11 protein-coding genes are annotated in these 17,589 nt (G+C 70.1%); all 11 read left to right on the plus strand.

From position 1 onward, the window contains the following. Positions 1-34 precede the first annotated feature (34 nt). The gene (locus IE250_RS21405; protein ID WP_189671345.1) at positions 35-862 is read left to right on the plus strand and encodes a TrmH family RNA methyltransferase; all 828 of its coding nucleotides are present in this window, start codon (positions 35-37) and stop codon (positions 860-862) included. Positions 863-904: 42 nt separating this feature from the next. Next, the gene (locus IE250_RS21410; protein WP_229872669.1) at positions 905-2,272 is read left to right on the plus strand and encodes a glycoside hydrolase family 125 protein; all 1,368 of its coding nucleotides are present in this window, start codon (positions 905-907) and stop codon (positions 2,270-2,272) included. A gap of 110 nt (positions 2,273-2,382) precedes the next feature. Beyond that, a complete protein-coding gene (locus tag IE250_RS21415) occupies positions 2,383-3,561 on the plus strand; it encodes an ROK family transcriptional regulator (RefSeq protein ID WP_189671346.1) in 1,179 nt (392 codons plus the stop codon). Positions 3,562-3,782: 221 nt separating this feature from the next. Further along, positions 3,783-5,102 (plus strand): extracellular solute-binding protein, encoded by a 1,320-nt coding sequence (locus IE250_RS21420; RefSeq protein WP_189671347.1) that lies wholly within the window; start codon positions 3,783-3,785, stop codon positions 5,100-5,102. Between the two features lie 125 nt (positions 5,103-5,227). Continuing rightward, positions 5,228-6,205 (plus strand): carbohydrate ABC transporter permease, encoded by a 978-nt coding sequence (locus IE250_RS21425; RefSeq protein ID WP_189671348.1) that lies wholly within the window; start codon positions 5,228-5,230, stop codon positions 6,203-6,205. Further along, the gene (locus IE250_RS21430; RefSeq protein WP_189671349.1) at positions 6,202-7,071 is read left to right on the plus strand and encodes a carbohydrate ABC transporter permease; all 870 of its coding nucleotides are present in this window, start codon (positions 6,202-6,204) and stop codon (positions 7,069-7,071) included. The genes IE250_RS21425 and IE250_RS21430 overlap by 4 nt, the downstream gene beginning before the upstream one ends. Then, the gene (locus IE250_RS21435) at positions 7,068-8,348 is read left to right on the plus strand and encodes an alpha-L-fucosidase (protein ID WP_189671350.1); all 1,281 of its coding nucleotides are present in this window, start codon (positions 7,068-7,070) and stop codon (positions 8,346-8,348) included. Before IE250_RS21430 ends, IE250_RS21435 begins: the two co-directional genes overlap by 4 nt. 7 nt (positions 8,349-8,355) lie before the next feature. Continuing rightward, complete coding sequence (locus IE250_RS21440) at positions 8,356-10,902, plus strand: glycoside hydrolase family 2 protein (protein WP_229872670.1); 2,547 nt, start codon at positions 8,356-8,358, stop codon at positions 10,900-10,902. 29 nt (positions 10,903-10,931) lie between these two features. Next, the gene (locus IE250_RS21445; protein WP_189671352.1) at positions 10,932-13,142 is read left to right on the plus strand and encodes a glycoside hydrolase family 3 protein; all 2,211 of its coding nucleotides are present in this window, start codon (positions 10,932-10,934) and stop codon (positions 13,140-13,142) included. Between the two features lie 11 nt (positions 13,143-13,153). After that, positions 13,154-16,312: an alpha-mannosidase gene (locus tag IE250_RS21450; protein ID WP_189671353.1), complete on the plus strand. Its 3,159-nt coding sequence runs from the start codon at positions 13,154-13,156 to the stop codon at positions 16,310-16,312. A gap of 106 nt (positions 16,313-16,418) precedes the next feature. Next, a complete protein-coding gene (locus IE250_RS21455) occupies positions 16,419-17,567 on the plus strand; it encodes a hypothetical protein (protein WP_189671354.1) in 1,149 nt (382 codons plus the stop codon). The last annotated feature ends 22 nt before the right edge of the window (positions 17,568-17,589 follow it).

Below are 17,589 nucleotides of genomic sequence, written 5' to 3' on the forward strand. Positions count from 1 at the left end.
CCGTCCGCGACCTCCGGTCAGGGAGAATGGAGCGGTGACCACCCTCGACGTCGTCCGCGTGGACGACCCCGCCGACGAGCGCCTCGCCGACTACAACAGCCTCACCGACGTCGTGCTGCGTTCCAAGCACGAGCCGGCCAAGGGTCTTTACATCGCCGAGAGCTCGACGGTGATCCGGCGGGCGCTCGCCGCGGGCCACCGGCCGCGGTCGTTCCTCATGGCGCCGAAGTGGCTGGACTCGATGACCGACCTGATCGCCGAGACCGGCGCGCCCGTCTACGTCGCCGAGGAGCCGCTGCTGAAGGAGATCACCGGTTTCCACCTGCACCGCGGGGCCCTGGCCGCGATGCACCGGCCACCGCTGCCCGGGGTGCACGAGCTGCTCGCGGGTGCGCGCGGCGGGGCGGGGGCCCGCCGGGTCGCGGTGCTGGAGGACGTGGTGGACCACACGAACGTCGGTGCTGCCTTTCGCAGCGCCGCGGCCCTCGGCGTGGACGCCGTGCTCGTCTCGCCGCGCTGCTCGGACCCGCTCTACCGGCGCTCGGTGCGCGTGTCGATGGGCACGGTGTTCCAGGTGCCGTGGACGCGGATCGAGGCGTGGCCCGACGGCCTGCACGACCTGCAGGACGAGGGCTTCACCGTCGCGGCGCTCGCACTGTCCGACGACTCGATCACGCTCGACGACCTCGTCGCGCACCCGCCGGAGAAGCTCGCGCTCGTGCTCGGCACGGAGGGCGACGGCCTGAGCCGGGGTGCGATCGAGGCCGCCGACCTGGTGGTGCGCATCCCGATGTCCGGGTCTGTCGACTCGCTCAACGTCGCGGCGGCGTCGGCGGTCGCCTTCTGGGCCACCCGCGTCTGACGACGGCGACAACGGCGCCGGCGTGCCGTAGCGTGACGCGGCGTGACGACGACATCGCAGACATCCGATCTTCCCGGCTCGGCCGACGCGTGGCGCCGATCGCTGCTCCCCGACAACATGCTCGACACGTGGTACGACCGTGCTCGCGCCGCGCTGCCCGGTTCCGACGTTCCGCGAGTGTTCCGCGCCTGCCTCGCTCGCACGATACATCGCAGCCTCATCCCCGACGGCGATGAGGTCGCCGTCATCACGGGAGACATCCCCGCGATGTGGCTGCGCGACTCCAGCACCCAGCTGTGGCCCTATCTCTCGATCGTCGCGGAGGATCCGCACGGTCGGCTGGCCGATGCGATCGGCGGCGTGCTGCGACGGCAGCTGCGGCTCATCGCGCGTGATCCGTACGCGAACGCGTTCAACGTCCGTCCAGACGGGCATGCGCATGACAGCGGGGACCGGTGGGGCGATCATCCCGCCGACCCGCACATCTGGGAGCGTAAGTACGAGGTCGACTCTCTCTGCTTCCCGGTCCAGCTGCTCGCGCGCTTCGTCGAGCTCACAGGCCGGCGTGAGCTGCTCGACGGCCTGTTCCTCGGCGCGGCCCGTTCGATCGTCGACACGCTGCGGCGCGAACGTCACCATGAGGAGCGCTCGCCGTACCGCTTCGAACGGCCGGGCGGAAACGTCCTGGACACCCTCGCGCGCGGGGGGCGGGGGAGCGAGACCGCCTTCACCGGGATGACCTGGTCCGGCTTCCGGCCGAGCGACGACGCCTGCGTGTTCGGGTACAACGTCCCTGCCAATCTTCACGCAGCGGCCGCCCTCGGCGACCTGGCGAGCCTCGTGGCGCCACGCGACGCGGAGCTCGCCGCCGACGCCCGGCGGCTCGCCGAAGAGCTCCGAGTCGCGGTCGCGCGGCATGGTGTGGTCGAGCATCCCCGGTTCGGCGAGATCTGGGCCTACGAGGTCGACGGGCTCGGCGGACACCTTCTGATGGACGACGCGAACCTGCCGAGCCTCCTCTCCCTGCCGATCGTCGCCGGTATCGACAAGAGTGATCCGCTCTACCGCCGGACGCGCGCGTTCGTTCTCTCGTCCGACAATCCGACGTTCACCCACGGATCCCGGCTGTCGGGAGTGGGGAGCCCGCACACCTGGCCGGGATGGGTGTGGCCACTTGCGCTCGCCGCGGAAGGGCTCACGGCGCCGAGCGCGGAGGATGCGGTGCGCCTGATGGAGACGATCGCTGCCACCACGGGGGCGACCGACCATATCCACGAGAGCGTGGACGCCGACGACGATGCACGCTTCACCCGCCCCTGGTTCTCGTGGGCCGACGCGACGTTCTGTCAGCTCGTGATCTCGGTCGTGGCGCCTGAGCGCCATGTTGCCCCCGGCGGCCCCTCGCGTTAATGCCGCGTTAAAACATCGGACCTTTGTTAGCGAACCTCTGGTAGCCGGACTAATTAACAGCTAGCGTGCCTGTTAATTAACCGGCGACAGGGATCGCGGAGGTGCACGGCATGGAACGCAGGGTGCTCTCCGCGAACGAACGCCTCGTCGTCGAGCTGCTTCTCGAGCACGGATCGCTGTCGCGCTCGGCACTGGCGAGATCTGCAGGGCTCTCCAAACCTGCCACGAACGACCTCGTGCAGCGACTGGTCGATGCTGGATTCGTCGCCGCCGTGGGGGAGGTCTCGTCGGTGCGTCGCGGTCCCAACGCCGTCCATTTCCGGGCAGTCACCGACCTGGCACATGTAGCGGGCGTGGAGATGCAGCCAGAGCACGTGCGCGTGGCCATCGCCGGTCTCGAAGGGCGCCCGCTCGTCGAGCTCGACCTGCCGCGGGACGATGCGAGCCCGGCGGCGCACGTCGCGGAGGCGGTGCGCAGGGCCGCGGCGAAGATCGGACTGGGGACCTCGGACCTGTGGAAGGTCGTCGTCGGCACGCCCGGTGTCGTGACTCCCGACGGCGATGTGGACTTCGTCTCCGGCCATCCCGACTGGCACACCGGTCAGCGTGATCGCCTGTCCCAGGCGCTCGGATGCCCGGTGCGCCTGGAGAACGACGTCAATCTCGCCGCGCTCGCAGAGTCAGAAGAAGGACGAGGTGCGGACGTCGACAGCTTCACGCTGCTGCGTCTCGACGAGGGCATCGGCGCGGCGACCGTGCTGGGAGGCGTCCTGTTGCGGGGGGCGCGCGGATACGCCGGTGAGATCGGTTTCGCGCCGGCCATGGCGTCGTCCGAGCGGATCGGTGACTTGGAGACCGGGTATCAGAGCTGGGTCGGGCGCGCGGCGATCGATGCGCTCGTGCGCGAGCAGGGCATGACCCACGTCTCCGCAGAGGAAGTGCTGACCGCGCCGGATACGGAGACGGGCGCCGCACGAGTGCGGGCCGAGGTCGTCCGGCGGGTCGCGGCGCTGGTCGCCACCGTGTCGACGGTGATCGATCCGCAGCGAGTCGTACTTTCGGGCGCACTCGGCGAGGCGGGCGGTGAGCGACTCGCGACGCAGATCGAGGAGGCCATCTCCCGCGACTCCCCGCTCCGCGTACAGGTTGTCCCTGCCGCGCTCGGCAGCGGCTCCGTCGTCATCGGCGCGCTCGCCCTGGTCATCGACGACCTCCGCGATCACGTCTACGGAACGCCCACAGCGGCCGTCTCATCACGGGCCTGGCGGCAGAGGAGAGGAGATCCCTGACCGGTTTCCTCGCGCAGGACGAACGCACGTGCGCTTCCTGACGCGTCCAGCTCCTCGCATCTCTTCCGCGCCCGTTCCCAGGCGCTCGCTTCATCGAACAACCCGGCGCCCCCATGATGCCGGTCGTCGTCATGCCCCCAGGAAGGAATCACACCGTGTCCGAATACGTTGCCAGACCCCTCCATCGCCGACTGCTGAGCTTAGTGGCAGGTCTTGCCGTCGTGCCAGCCGCCCTGACCGGGTGCGGCGTCGGCTCCGGCGCCGACACCGACGCCACCGCGATGGCAGGCTCCTGCGAGCTGTCAGAGGCCGTCACGAACGACGAGCCGATCACCGGGGAGCCCTCCGGTGAGATCACGTTCCAGACCACGGCGCTCAAGCAGTCGTTCAGCCCCTACTTCGAGGACCTCATCGCCGCCTTCGAGGAGCAGTACCCCGAGGTGACCGTCACGTGGCAGGACGACCCTGGCGACGCGGAGTTCACGCAGCGGCTCGTCACGGACGCCCAGGGCTGCCAGCTGCCCGACGTCGTCAACCTGAACCAGACCACGGCCTACGCGCTGTACCGGGAGAACTTCCTCCTGAACCTCTCGACCAAGGCCCCCGACGTCGGGGAGGAGTTCATCCCCTCGGTCTGGAACTCGCTCGTGTTCCCCGGATCCGACGAGCACTTCGTCATGCCCTGGTACTGGGGGCTCGGCGGGCTGCAGACCTACAACACCGAGCTGATGAAGCAGGTGGGGCTGGACCCGAGCGCGCCGCCGACCACGGTGATGGAGCAGTTCGACATGGCCGAGACCGTGGCGGAGAACAGCGACGGGCAGTTCTACGCGTTCACGGCCAGCCCCTCGCAGCGCGTGCCGAGCGACTGGCAGCTCATGGACGCGCAGATCATGAACGACGACGAGACCGAGTTCACCTTCGCCGACGACCCGAAGATCATCGAGTGGCTCCAGCGCTACGCGGAGCTCTACGAGGCCGGCGCGTTGCCGAGGGACACGCTCTCCACCGATGTCGACGTGACGCAGCTGTACTCAGCGGGCGATGTGGTCTGGGGATCGACCAACGCCTCCTTCATGCGCTATGTCCAGGAGACCAACCCGGACACGTACGAGATCACCGGCGTCTCCTCGCTGCTGGACGCTCGCGGTGACGCGTTCCAGGAAGGGCAGCTCATCGCGGTCCCGTCGACCTCCGACAACCCCGTCGCGGCACTCGCCTTCGCGGAGTTCCTGTTGAGCCCCGACTGGCAGACGACATTCGTCTCGGACGAGCGCATCTCCAACTTCCCTTCGACGACGGAGTCACTCGACATCCCGAAGTTCACGGAGGTCTCGGACACCCCGCTGGGCGAGGCGAACAGGCTCTCGGTGGAGCTCGCCCCGGATGCCACGAACAGCTTCATCTACAACTGGTCGGACTCCGTGAACTCGGCGGTCCTCTCGGAGCTGCAGCTGGCGATCGCGGGATCCAAGGACCCCGAGCAGGCGCTCGCGGACGCGCAGGACGCGGCCAACGGCATCCTCGCCGAGCAGGGCTGATCGGAGCATTCGAGATGACCACTCCGATCAGCCCTGATCGCCGGATCCAAGAACCCGGCGCAGGCGCTCGCGCGGGACGCGCAGGGCGGCATCCTCGCCGATCAGGGCTGATCGGAGCACTCGAGATGACCACTCGGATCACGTCACGGCGTGCCGCGGTGCGTGCAGCGTCACCGCCGGCACGACGCCGCTCGCGCGGCGGGGCGACCTCGGGGGCCGCCCTGTACCGGCAATGGTGGACGCCCCTGCTGTGGACGGCACCGGCGATCGCGGTCATCGTCGGGTTCGGGATCTTCCCGTTCGTGAACACCGTCGTGCTCTCGTTCACCGATGCGAGGCCGCTCGGCGGAGGCGGATCGTGGGTGGGGTGGGAGAACTACGCCCGCCTGCTCACCGACAGCGCCTTCTGGCTGGCGACCCGCAACTCGATCTTCTACGCCGTGGTGGCCGTGCCTCTGCTCGTGGTGCTGCCGCTCGTCCTCGCGCAGCTCGTGGTCACCCGGATCCCCGGGATCGGCTTCTTCCGGACCGGGTTCTACGCTCCCGTGGTTGCCTCGATGGTCGCCGTCGCGCTGGTGTGGCAGAGCCTCCTCAGCGAGCGCGGCCCCGTCAACAGCGCGTTGCAGCAGTTCGGTCTGATCTCGTCTCCGATCCCGTTCTTGTCGGATACGACCCTCTTGCTGCTGTCGGCGATCGCGCTGACCGTGTGGAAGGGCCTCGGGTGGTACATGATCTTCTACCTGGCCGCCCTCGCCAACGTGCCGAAAGAGCTGTACGAGGCGGCCGAGCTCGACGGCGCGGGCCCGGTGCGCCAGTTCCTCCACATCACGGTGCCCGGCGTGCGGCTCACGATGCTGCTGATCGCGATCATGTCGGGCATCGGCTCGCTGCGCGTGTTCACCGAGATCTACGTGCTCGGCGGGGCCACGGGCGGACTCGGCGGGCAGGCGCGGACGCTGCCGTTCTACATCCGCGACACGGCCCTTGACCCGATCGCCGGCAACGCCGGATACGGAGCGGCGGTCTCCGTGGCGCTGTTCCTGCTCACAGTCGGGCTCGCCGTCCTCTCGCACCGTCTCGGATCGGAGAAGGAGGAGCCATGAGCATCGTCGAACGCTCGCCGCGCAGGACCGTCGGACGCTCTCCGCGCCGGACGCGGGCGCTGATCGTGCGCTACGCGATCCTGACCGGCATCCTGGCGATCTCGATCGGGCCGCTGCTGTGGCAGCTCAGCTCGTCGCTGAAGGGTCAGGGGGAGGCGCTCTTCGGCACGGAGGCGACGTTTCTCCCGCAGGACCCCTCGTTCGCCGCGTACGCGACGGTGTTCGAGCAGGTCCCGATGGCGCTGTACATCCGCAACAGCCTCATCATGTGCCTGCTGACGGTGGCGAGCCAGGTGGTCTTCCCCACGCTCGCCGGATACATGCTCTCCCGCCGGCAGTGGCGAGGGCGAACGGTGTTCTACTGGCTGCTCATCGTATCGATGATGTTCCCCTTCGAGTCGATCATGGTGTCGCTGTACATGCAGATCCGCGACCTGGGACTCGTCAACTCGTTCGTCGGGGTGTGGCTGCCCGGCGCGATCGCGGCGGTGAACGTGCTCATCATGCGGGCCACCTTCGCGGCCGTCCCCGACGAGGTGGAGGAAGCCGCCATGCTCGACGGCGCCGGCGAGTGGCGCCGCTTCGTGCGCATCTATCTGCCCGCCGCCCGAGGATCGCTCGTGGTGGTCGTCATCAACTCGTTCATCGCAGCCTGGGACGACTTCTTGTGGCCCTTCATCGTGCTCCGCTCGGAGGAGCTGTACACGCTCTCGCTCGGGCTGGCGCGTCTGTCCGCATCGTCGTTGTCGTTCGATCCCCGCGTGCTGATGGCGGGGTCGGTCATCGCGATCGTGCCGATCATGGTGCTGTTCATCGCGTTGCAGAAGCATTTCTTCAAGGGCGTCGAATCGGGAGCCATCAAATGACGATCCCGCACCATCCGGCACACCTCGTCCCGACGCCCGAGCAGCTGACGTGGCAGCGCCTCGAGCTCGGGATGTTCTTCCACTTCGGCCTGAACACCTTCCACGGGAAGGAATGGAGCGACGGCACGTTGCCGGCCTCGTCGTTCGATCCGTCCGAGCTCGACGCTGACGAGTGGGTGCAGCTCGCCGTCGAGGCAGGCGCCCGCTACGTGGTGCTCACGGCGAAGCACCACGACGGCTTCTGCCTGTGGCCCACGGCGACGACCGACTACTCGGTCGCGTCATCTCCCTGGCGAGAGGGACGGGGCGACGTCGTGGCCGAGGTGGCGCGCGCGTGCCGTGACGCGGGCATCGGCCTGGGGCTCTATCTGTCCCCCTGGGACCGTAACCACCCGGCGTACGCCGCCTCCGACGCCTACGCCGAGGTGTACGCCGAGCAGCTGACCGAGCTGTGCACGCGGTACGGCCCGCTCGTCGAGCTGTGGTTCGACGGGGCGGGTTCCGAGGGATATGTGTACGACTGGGAACGCACCATGGCGATCGTCCACGAGCATCAGCCGCAGGCGATGGTGTTCAACATGGGCGCCCCCACGATTCGGTGGATCGGCAACGAGGACGGGTTCGCGCCCGATCCGGTCGAGTACACGGTGAGTCATACCCAGATGAGCAACTACACGATCGTGACGACTCAGTTCGCCGATGCGCTCTATCTGCCTCCCGAGTGCGATGTCTCCGTCAGGCGGGGCTGGTTCTGGCACCCCGATGACGAGCCCAAGTCGCTCGAGCACCTGTTGGCCATCTATTACCGTTCCGTGGGCATGGGTGCGAACCTCCTCCTCAACGTCCCGCCCGATACGCGAGGACGCATCGACCCTGCCGACGCCGAGGTGATCCGTGCTCTCGGTGGGGAGGTCCGTCGGCGCTTCGGCGCCCCGATCCCTGCTGCGCTCGAGCGGGCCGGCGATGGCCGCTGGCGCGCTGTGCTCGGCGACGAGGCGGTGACCTTCGACCACGTGCTCGTACGGGAGGAGCTCTCTCGTGGTCAGCGCGTACGAGCCCACCGCCTGCGGGTCGACGGGGACGACGTCGGTTCCGGTCTCACGATCGGTGCGAACCGACTTCACGTCACGGGGACGCGGACGGCGCGCGTGGTCGAGCTGGAGGTCGATGGCGACGATCCGGTGATCGACGAGGTGCTCGTCTACCGCACGGGGGAACCAGTTGCGCCGACGGCCCCGGAGGGCTACGTCGCGCCCACCGCGTACCCCGAGGACTGACGTGCGCGTGGACGGCGGAGAGGACCTGCTGCGGACGCTCGACCTCGCGGAGCTCGAGTGGACCGTGCGCCTGTCGAGCGCACCCGATGCGAGCGCACCCGATGCGTGCGGAGCCGGCGCGGCGCTGCCGGCCGATGAGCTCGCGTCCGTACGCGCGGGGATTCCGGCGCGGGTGCCCGGCAACGTGCACGACGATCTGCTGCGCGCGGGGATCATCCCCGATCCCTATCGGGACGACGCCGTGAACGGGCTGGCCTGGATCGGGGAGGGCGACTGGACGTACGAGGCGCCGCTCCCGGACGGGGCTGTGCGCGCCGGCGGTCGCGAGAGAGCCGAGCTGGTCTTCGAGGGCCTCCAGACCGTGGCCGTCGTCGAGATCGACGGCGTGCCGGTCGCGCACACGGAGAACATGCACCGACGGCACGGGACCGACGTGACCGGGCTGATCTCGCCGCACGGATCGCGGATCAGCGTGGGATTCGCATCGGCGGCACGTGTCATGCGGGAGAGAGAGGCGGCAGATCCCGGAGGCCCGTTGCCCTACGACTGGGCCTACCCCTACAACAGGCTGCGCACGATGGCGTCCAGCGTCGGCTGGGACTGGGCGCCGCCGCTCGTCAGTGCCGGCATCTGGAGGCCGGCCAGGCTGGAGGTGTGGGAGGGCATCCGTCTCCGATCGCACGTGCGCACCTCGCTCGCGCCCGACCTGACCGACGGCGAGCTGATCGTCGATGTGGAGCTCGCCGCAGCCGGGGACGCCGTCGCTCGCGGCAAGGTCGACATCCGTCTCGGGGACCGGACATGGACGATCCCGGTCGACGGCGCGACCTCGGTCCGCCTGCCCGTCGCCGCGCCCGAGCTCTGGCATCCGCGCGGTCACGGTGACCCCGTCCTGCACGAGGTCGTGATCGGGGTCGTGGGCACGGGAACGTGCGAGCGGCATCGTGTCGCCTTCCGCCATGTCGCTCTCGACACGGCGGTCGACGAGTGGGGCAGGAGGTTCGGCCTCGTCGTCAACGGGATCGCCGTACAGGCCCGGGGCGCGAACTGGATCCCCCAGGACCTGTTGATGTCGCGCGTGGGCGAACAGCGCTGCATCGGGCTCGTGGGTGAGGCCGTCGCCGCGAACATGACGATGCTGCGCGTCTGGGGTGGCGGCGTCTACGAACAGGACGCGTTCTACCGCGCCTGCGACGAGGCGGGACTCCTCGTCTGGCAGGACTTCGCCTTCGCCTGCGCGGCCTATCCCGAAGAGGAGCCGCTGCGGGCGGAGGTGGAGGCCGAGGCACGTGAGCAGGTGCGGCGCCTCGCCGCTCACCCGAGCGTCGTCCTCTGGAACGGCTCCAACGAGTGCTTGCAGGGATGGGACGACTGGGGGTGGCGCGAGAGGGTCGGCACACGCACATGGGGCGAGTCGTACTACCGGCGACTGCTTCCGGAGATCGTCGCGGAAGAGGGATGCGGAACGCCCTACGTCCCTTCGAGCCCTTTCTCGTCGTCTCCCGGCGTAGCCCCCAACGCGGATGGCGAGGGGACGGTGCACCTCTGGGACCAGTGGAACCTGCTGGACCATACGACCTATCGCGATCATGTCCCGCGCTTCGTCGCCGAGCTCGGTCACCAGGCGCCGCCGGCATGGGCCACGCTCAGGGCGGCGCTCACCCGGATGCCTGGCCGAGGCGACGACGCGCAGCTCGACCACCGGCAGCGGCAGATCGGTGGGATGAGACACCTCGTCCGCCGGCTCGACGGACACGTCCCGGAGCCCGATGCGCTCCTCGACGACCTGGACGACTGGCTGTGGGCGACGCAGCTCCAGCAGGCGGAGGCCCTGCGCGTCGCGGCGGAGCATCTGCGCGGCAGGTGGCCCCGGACGACCGGCCTGCTGGTCTGGCAGATGGGCGACGCCTGGCCGGGCATCTCCTGGTCGATCGTCGACCACGCCGGACGTCGCAAGCCCTCCTGGTACGCCCTGCGCCGCGCCTTCGCGCCGCGCGCGGTCTCTCTCCAGCCGATCGACGGAACCCCGTACGTCGTCCTCGTCAACGACACGGGCGAGCCGTGGCAGGCGCACGTCGCTCTGCGCCGCGTGCACGTGGTCGACGGCGAGCTCGCGGCAGAGCTGCTCGAGGTGACGGTGCCGCCGCGGGACACCGCCCGCCGACGCCTCGGAGCGGAGGTGGTGCTTCCGCACCGGAGGCGGGAAGAGGTGCTCGTCGCCGATGTCGGCGAGCTGCGCGCGACGATGATGCTGTGCCGTCCTGACGGCGTGCGGTGGGCGGCGCCTCGCCCCGCCGTCAACATCGTGCGTGACGCCGACGGCTGGGACGTGACCGTCGAAGCAGACGTGCTGCTCGCCGACGTGTCCATCATGGCCGACCGCCTCGCGCCCGCGGCGAGTGCGGACGACCAGCTGCGCACGCTTCTTCCCGGCGAGAGCACGACCTTCCGCATCCTCGCCGGCGGCTCGTTGTCCGGCGCCGATCACACCGATCCGTCCGCCTGGTCGGCACGCCCCCTGCTCCGAACGAGAAACGACCTGTGGCACCGATGACGCCGTCGCACGCAAGAGGCCGCTCCGCGGTGGAGCCCGCAGCCGATGCGCGTGCCCTGACAGCCGGCATGACGCTGCGGGAGAAGGTCGGACAGCTCAATCAGCGGCTGCTCGGATGGCAGTGCGTCGAGCGGGTCGGCGGGCGCTGGAGGACGACGGCGACGTTGCACGAGGAGGTCGAGCGCTGGGGCGGACTCGGTGCGCTCTACGGGCTCTTCCGCGCGGATGCGTGGTCCGGACGCGACTGGGACAACGGCGTGCGGCCACAGGAGCGTGCCGAGGTCGCCGAGATGGTGGTGGCGGAGGTTCGCTCGGCATCCCGGCACGGTATCGGCCCCCTGCTCGTCGAGGAGGCCCCGCACGGGCATCAGGCACTGGGAGCGGCCCTGCTGCCCGTGAACCTCGCAGTGGGCGCGGCCTGGGACGAGGGGTTGTACGCGGAGGCGGCCGCGGCGGTGGCGTCCGACCTGCGCGCGGACGGCGTGCATCTTGCGCTCGTCTCGGCGCTCGACCTCCTGCGGGACCCGCGCTGGGGTCGTGCGGAGGAGTGCTATGGCGAGGTGCCCGCGCTCGCGGCGGCCATGACCTCCGCCGTCGTCACGGGAATGCAGGGCGGCGGACGATCCCGCCTCCTCGACGGGTCAGGCGTGGGCGTCGTGCTCAAGCACTTCGCCGCTCAGGGCGAGGGTGTCGGCGGACGCAACGGGCACTCCGCGCAGATCGGCATGCGAGATCTCCAGGAGCTGCATCTGCCGGCGGCTCTGGCGGGCGTGGGAGCGGGTGCAGTCGGGATCATGGCGGCCTACAACGACATCGACGGCGTGCCCTGCGTCGCCAACGCGCCGTTGCTGACGGGGCTGCTGCGGGACAGCTGGGGCTTTGACGGGATCGTCATGGGCGACGGCCTTGCCGTCGATCGCATCGTGGAGCAGGTCGGCTCACCCCTGTCGGCGGCCGCCACGGCTCTCATGTCCGGCGTCGATCTCTCGCTGTGGGACACCTCTTTCGCACAGCTCGAGGAGGCGGTGGCTCTCCGACCCGACCTGGAGCGCGTCGTGGACCGCGCCTGCGAGCGGGTGCTCGCGGTGAAGGGTCAGCTCGGTCTGCTGCCGGGGACGCCGCGCCCGACGCCCGTGGCTGAGCGCGCGCGGGAGACCGCGGTGCTCTCGCACCGGATCGCCGCGCGCTCGGTCGTGATGCTCCCCGGCACCGGCGAGGACCGCGTCCGCGAGGTCCTGCCCGTGCGCGGTACCGGCGAGTGGGTCGTCACGGGACCGCGTGCACATGACGTCGAGGCCATGCTGGGCGACTACGTCCCGCCGCTCGCCGAGGAGGAGCGCGTGAGCATCGCCGGCGCCCTGGTGGCGGAGTCTCTCGAGTCGGAGGCATCGTTCGCCGCTGTCGACGCGGACGACGTGTCCGCGTTCGCGGCCGCGTCGGGGGTGGTCGTCGTGCTCGGGGGGTCGAGCCACCGCCCCTACGGCAGTGTTTTCGCGGACAACGGGGCGAGCGCGGGGCAGACGGCGGCGGACTGCGGCGAGGGAGTCGACCTGTCCTCGCCCACACTGCCGGACGGGCAGGTGGAGGCGCTGTCCCGGGTGCGTCGGGCGGCCAGGGGGCCGGTCGTGGCCGTCGTCCTGGCGGGCCGTCCGTACGTCCTGAGCGACGTCGCGCGTCTGGCCGATGTGATCCTGCTGGCCTTCTACCCGGGGCCGCACGGCGGGCGGGCCATCGCCGACCTGGTCCTCGGACGCACCCAGCCGGTCGGCAGGCTTCCCGCCACGATGCCGTCGGCGCCGGGTGCGATCCCCGTGCGAGCGGACGAGCGCATGAGCGCCAGCGATGTCTATCACGATGTGGCGGAGCCGGTCCTGTGGCCCGTGGGCGCCGGTGGCGGATACGGCCAGGTCGACGGCGTCCAGGTGCGGGCGCTGCGGCGGGCGGAGGTCGTCGTAGTCGAGCTCGAGGGGCACGTGATCGAGGGCGAGTGGCCGGCCGAGGAACTGGCACAGGTGCGGGCCCTGCGGCGCGGTGGACACACCTGGCCGCGTGCCGAGCTCGTCGCGTGGCGGCGGATCAGAGCCCCTCAGGGCACGCGGTTTCGCGAGCACCTGGAGATCCCGCTTCGCGACGTCCTCCTGCCGCCCTCCGAACGTGCGCCCCTCGCTCGGGCGACGACCGACCTGGTGGTCTCCCTCGGCTCGTCGCGCGTGACGCTCACCCTCGCCGATGACGCCTGAAGGAGGCGCAGATGGCCCTCGAACCAGATGACGTGACGCTCGGACGTCTGCGGCGATTTGTTGATGAACGTCTCACGCCGGCGCTCGACACCGACCGGCTGCCGATGCGTGCGCTCGGCTGGTCGCGCCCCGGCGAGCCCCCCGCCGTCTCCGAGGCACTCGCACTGTCCGGGGACGACCTCGTCGAAGTCGTCCTCGGACAGTCGTGGGGAGAGCCGTGGTCGACCACGTGGCTGAGCCTGAGCGCGGACATTCCTGTGGCGTGGGCGGGAGAGGAGGATCAGGTCGACGTAGTGGTCGATCTCGGATTCACCCGGGACACGCCCGGGTTCCAGGCGGAGGGTACGGCGCGCGACACTGCCGGTCGCGCGCTCAAGGGCATCTCGCCGCGCAACAGGCACGTTCCCCTGAGCCTCCTGCTCGAGCGCGATCCGGTCGCGGCTGGGCGATGGAGCGCGGGCGAGGCGCCGTTCCCCGTGCGGCTCTGGGTGGAGGCGGCGGCGAACCCCGTGCTGGATCCGGAGTTCGTGTTCGCGCCCACAGAGCTCGGGGATCCCGCGACTCTTCCGGCCCGGCACCAGTACCGGTGGGGGGAGTTCGTCGTGCGTCGGCGTCACCCTCAGGCATGGGCACTTCTGCGTGATCTCTCCGTGCTCAGCGAGCAGCGCGAGACGTTGCCGGCGTCGGACCTCCGGCGTGGGCGCATCCTGCGCGCCGTCGCTCGTGCGCTCGACCTCGTGCAGATCTCGTCGCCCGCCGCCGTGCGCTCGACGGCGCTGGAAGCGCGCGAGGCGCTCGCGCCTGTCCTGTCAGAGCCCGCTGCGCAGGCCGGGCATCACGTCGTGGCCGTCGGGCACGCGCACATCGATTCGGCGTGGTTGTGGCCGTTCCGCGAGACCCGCCGCAAGGTGGTGCGCACGTACGCGAACGCCCTGGCCCTGCTGCGGGAGTATCCCGAGACGACCTTCGCCACGTCGTCAGCGCAGCACCTGGCCTGGGTGAAGGAGGCGGAGCCCGAGCTGTTCGAGCGCATCGTGGCTGCCGCCCGCGAAGGGCGGTTCGTCCCGGTGGGCGGCATGTGGGTCGAGTCGGACACCATGCTCCCGGGCGGAGAGTCGATGGTGCGCCAGCTCGTCGAGGGCGTCTCCTGGATGGAAACGGAGCTGGGAGTGCGGTGCCGAGGCGTCTGGCTGCCGGACTCGTTCGGGTACTCCGCGGCCCTTCCTCAGATCGCGCGTGCGGCCGGCATGCGCTGGCTGCTCACTCAGAAGCTGTCCTGGAACGACACCAACCGCATGCCGCACCACACTTTCTGGTGGGAGGGCATCGACGGCTCGCAGGTGCTCACCCACTTCCCTCCGGTGGACAACTACAACAGTGACCTCGCTCCGCGGCAGCTCGCGCACGCCGAGGCCAACGTCGCGGACTCCGACCCCGTGTCGGCGAGCGTCTCGCTCGCGCCGAGCGGGTGGGGGGACGGCGGGGGCGGTCCCACGCGCGAGCACGCGGAGAGCGCTCGCCGGCTGTCCGGCCTCGCGGGAACACCCGCCGTGTCCTGGGGCACACCCGAGGACTTCTTCACAGACGTCGAGCGGCGCGCCGCGGAGACGAGCGAGGAGGGCGCACCCCTCGGCCGCTGGTCCGGGGAGATGCCCTTGGAGCTCCACCGGGGGATCTTCACCTCACAGCACAGGACGAAGGAGGGCAACCGTCGATGCGAGTCACTGCTGCACGAGGCCGAGCTGTGGTCCGCCGTGGCGTCGCTGCGCTGCGGGGTCTCCTATCCGCGGGAGGAGCTCCGTGAGCTGTGGCGGGTGGTCCTGCTCCACCAGTTCCACGACGTGCTGCCGGGTACGTCGATCGCCTGGGTCTATCACGAGGTCGAACGCGCGCACGCTCGGGTGATCGAACGGTGCGAGGAGCTCGTCTCACATGCCTTGCGGACGCTGGCCGGATCCTCGGACGGGCAGGGCACAGACCTGCGGGTGAACTCCGGCCCCGTCGTGCTCAACGGCGTCGCCCCCTTCTCCGCGGGTGCTGTGCAGGAGGCTCGGCCCGCCCGTGCGGTCCGTTCCCGCGATCTCTGGGTCCTGGAGGACTCGTCCGTCCGTGTCGAGGTCGATGCCCGCGGACACGTGGTCGCCCTGGTCGATCGATCGAGCGGGCGCGACGCGATCGGGCCGGCCGGCCCGGGAAACGTGGCCTCGCTTCACCGCGACCTCCCCAATCGCTGGGACGCGTGGGACATCGACGCGCATCACGATCGCGTCGTCAGGGATTTCCCGGAGGCGAGGGTGCGCGCACAGGATCACATGGTGATCATCGAGCGCGACCTGGCGCAGGCGCGTCTCGTGCAGCGCTTGGAGCTCGACCGCGGTGCGCTCCGGGTGACGACGGAGGTCGACTGGCATGCGCAGGAGGAGCTCCTGACGCTGTCGTGGCCGTGGGACCTGCGTGCCGACGACATCGCTGCCGAGACACAGTTCGGGCACGTGCGGCGGCCTATGCATCGCAACACCACGTGGCAGAGCGCACGGTTCGTGGACGCGGCGCATCGTTGGGTGCACGTGGGCGAGCCCGGCTTCGGTGTCGCCATCGCCAATCACGTCACGCACGGATACGACGCCGCGCGGACGACCCGTCCCGACGGCGGCACCACGACGCGCCTGCGGGTCCACCTTCTGCGCGGGCCACGGTATCCCGATCCGCGCGCTGACGAGGGCAGGCATGAGTTCGTCCATCTCCTGCGACCCGGTGCGACCGTCGCCGACGCGATCGGCGACGGCCTGGCGCTCGCGCTGCCGTTGCGTGCCGTCTCCGGACCGGCGGACCCGGCATTGTTCGTTCCGCTCGTGAGGATCGAGGGTGAGGGGATCGTCGTCGACACCGTCAAGCTGGCCGAAGACGGCAGTGGCGAGCTCGTCGTCCGGCTTCACGAGGCATGGGGAACCCGCGCGACCGGCAGGATCGAGGTCGACATCCCTGGGCTCACCCTGATGAGTACCGATCTGCACGAGCGCCCCCTCGCACCGGGCGACTCGGACGGCAGTCTCCACTTCCTCCCCGACGATGCGCCCGGAGCGGAGCGCAGCGGCGCGAACATGATGCTGCGTCCGTTCGGCATCCTCACCCTGAGGGCGTGCAAGTCGCGCGGTGAGGCAGTCCGGTAGCCCGCTACGCTTCTCGGACGGAACGGGTTTAACCGGCATAAATGCGACGGCAAGCCGAGGGCGCCGCAGCCCGTCTCCGGCCGGCGACAGCGACAGGAACGGGTGCATGCAGCTACTACCACTCATCCAGCAGGCGCTGTCGGACGACGCCGGCCGGCTCCACCTGGCGACGGCGGCGGGACCGCCCGCACCGGGAGCTCTGAACGGCCTCACGGTGCTGGTCGTCGGCTTCTGCTTCCTCGTGCCGATGGTCTGGATCTACGCGGTGCGCCAGAGGGGTTCCAGGGGGGCCCTTGCACGCCTGGCGACGGCGCTCGCGGTCCTCTCCCTGTGGTTTGTCGGCGCGAGCGCACTGGTCTACCCGGCGGGCGTCCTGACCTATCTCGGCACCGCCGAGCTCGAGAGCCACCCCGAAGCGTGGCAATGGACCGCCGTGTCGCCGCTGGTGGCACTCTTCTACGCCTGGTGGTTCGGGCGGGACTTCCCGCGCCCCCGCGTATCGAGTCTCCTCACACGGGCCGGGCTGCTGTACGGCGCGTGCCTGATAGCCGTGCTCTTGGCGGTGCACGCCGGCCTGCCGGTGTTCTCCATGGGGGGAGTCGGCAATCTCCTCGCCCTCACGGCAACGCTCGTATGCATCGTCACCTGGCAGCTCATCGATCGACTGCGGCCGGCGCAGCTGCTCGTCAGAGCGGGGTGGGTCCTCGCTGTGTGTGTTGCCGTCGTCTGGCTCGCCCTTGCCAACGACGTGCAGATCATGGCCGACCCTCGCACCGCTACTGGTGTCGGTCTGCTGGTTACCGTCGGACTGCTCGCCCTTTTGGCCCTCGCCGGTTCCGTGGCCTGTATCGGCGCATGGCGGCTCATCAACCGGCACGGGCGGCCGCTCCGCCGCGAGGCACTGCCAAGGCCCGGCGAGGTCTGGAACGCGGAGGTTCCTTTCGAGGACGACGGGAGCGAGTCGAAGGACCGGCCCGTCCTGGTGGTGCGCGTCTCCGGCGACCACGCGGCCGTCATGAAGATCACGAGCCAGGACAAGTCCCGCTTCGACAGCTACCTCCACCTCCCGCACGCCCGCTGGCGGAAGGTACTGACGAAAGACAGCTGGCTGGATCTGGCGACCACGGACCTGCCGTTGCGGAACTTCCGCAGCCTGCGGGGCCGCTGCCGGCCCGACGTGTGGCGCGCCGTCACCAAGGGAGACCTGCCCCGCCGCAAGCCGCGCGGTATCGCCGAGCCGGAGCTCCCGCACTGAGCAGGTCCGCTCAGCAGGTCCG

It is taken from the genome of Promicromonospora soli (assembly GCF_014653785.1).
In the GTDB taxonomy this organism is placed as follows: domain Bacteria; phylum Actinomycetota; class Actinomycetes; order Actinomycetales; family Cellulomonadaceae; genus Promicromonospora; species Promicromonospora soli.

What these genes read in the sequence shown, in the direction of transcription:
- IE250_RS21455 (WP_189671354.1), top strand. Translation starts at nt 16,419, where the DNA reads ATGCAGCTACTACCACTCATCCAGCAGGCGCTGTCGGACGACGCCGGC.
- IE250_RS21435 (WP_189671350.1), top strand. Translation starts at nt 7,068, where the DNA reads ATGACGATCCCGCACCATCCGGCACACCTCGTCCCGACGCCCGAGCAG.
- IE250_RS21430 (WP_189671349.1), top strand. Translation starts at nt 6,202, where the DNA reads ATGAGCATCGTCGAACGCTCGCCGCGCAGGACCGTCGGACGCTCTCCG.
- IE250_RS21425 (WP_189671348.1), top strand. Translation starts at nt 5,228, where the DNA reads ATGACCACTCGGATCACGTCACGGCGTGCCGCGGTGCGTGCAGCGTCA.
- IE250_RS21450 (WP_189671353.1), top strand. Translation starts at nt 13,154, where the DNA reads ATGGCCCTCGAACCAGATGACGTGACGCTCGGACGTCTGCGGCGATTT.
- IE250_RS21415 (WP_189671346.1), top strand. Translation starts at nt 2,383, where the DNA reads ATGGAACGCAGGGTGCTCTCCGCGAACGAACGCCTCGTCGTCGAGCTG.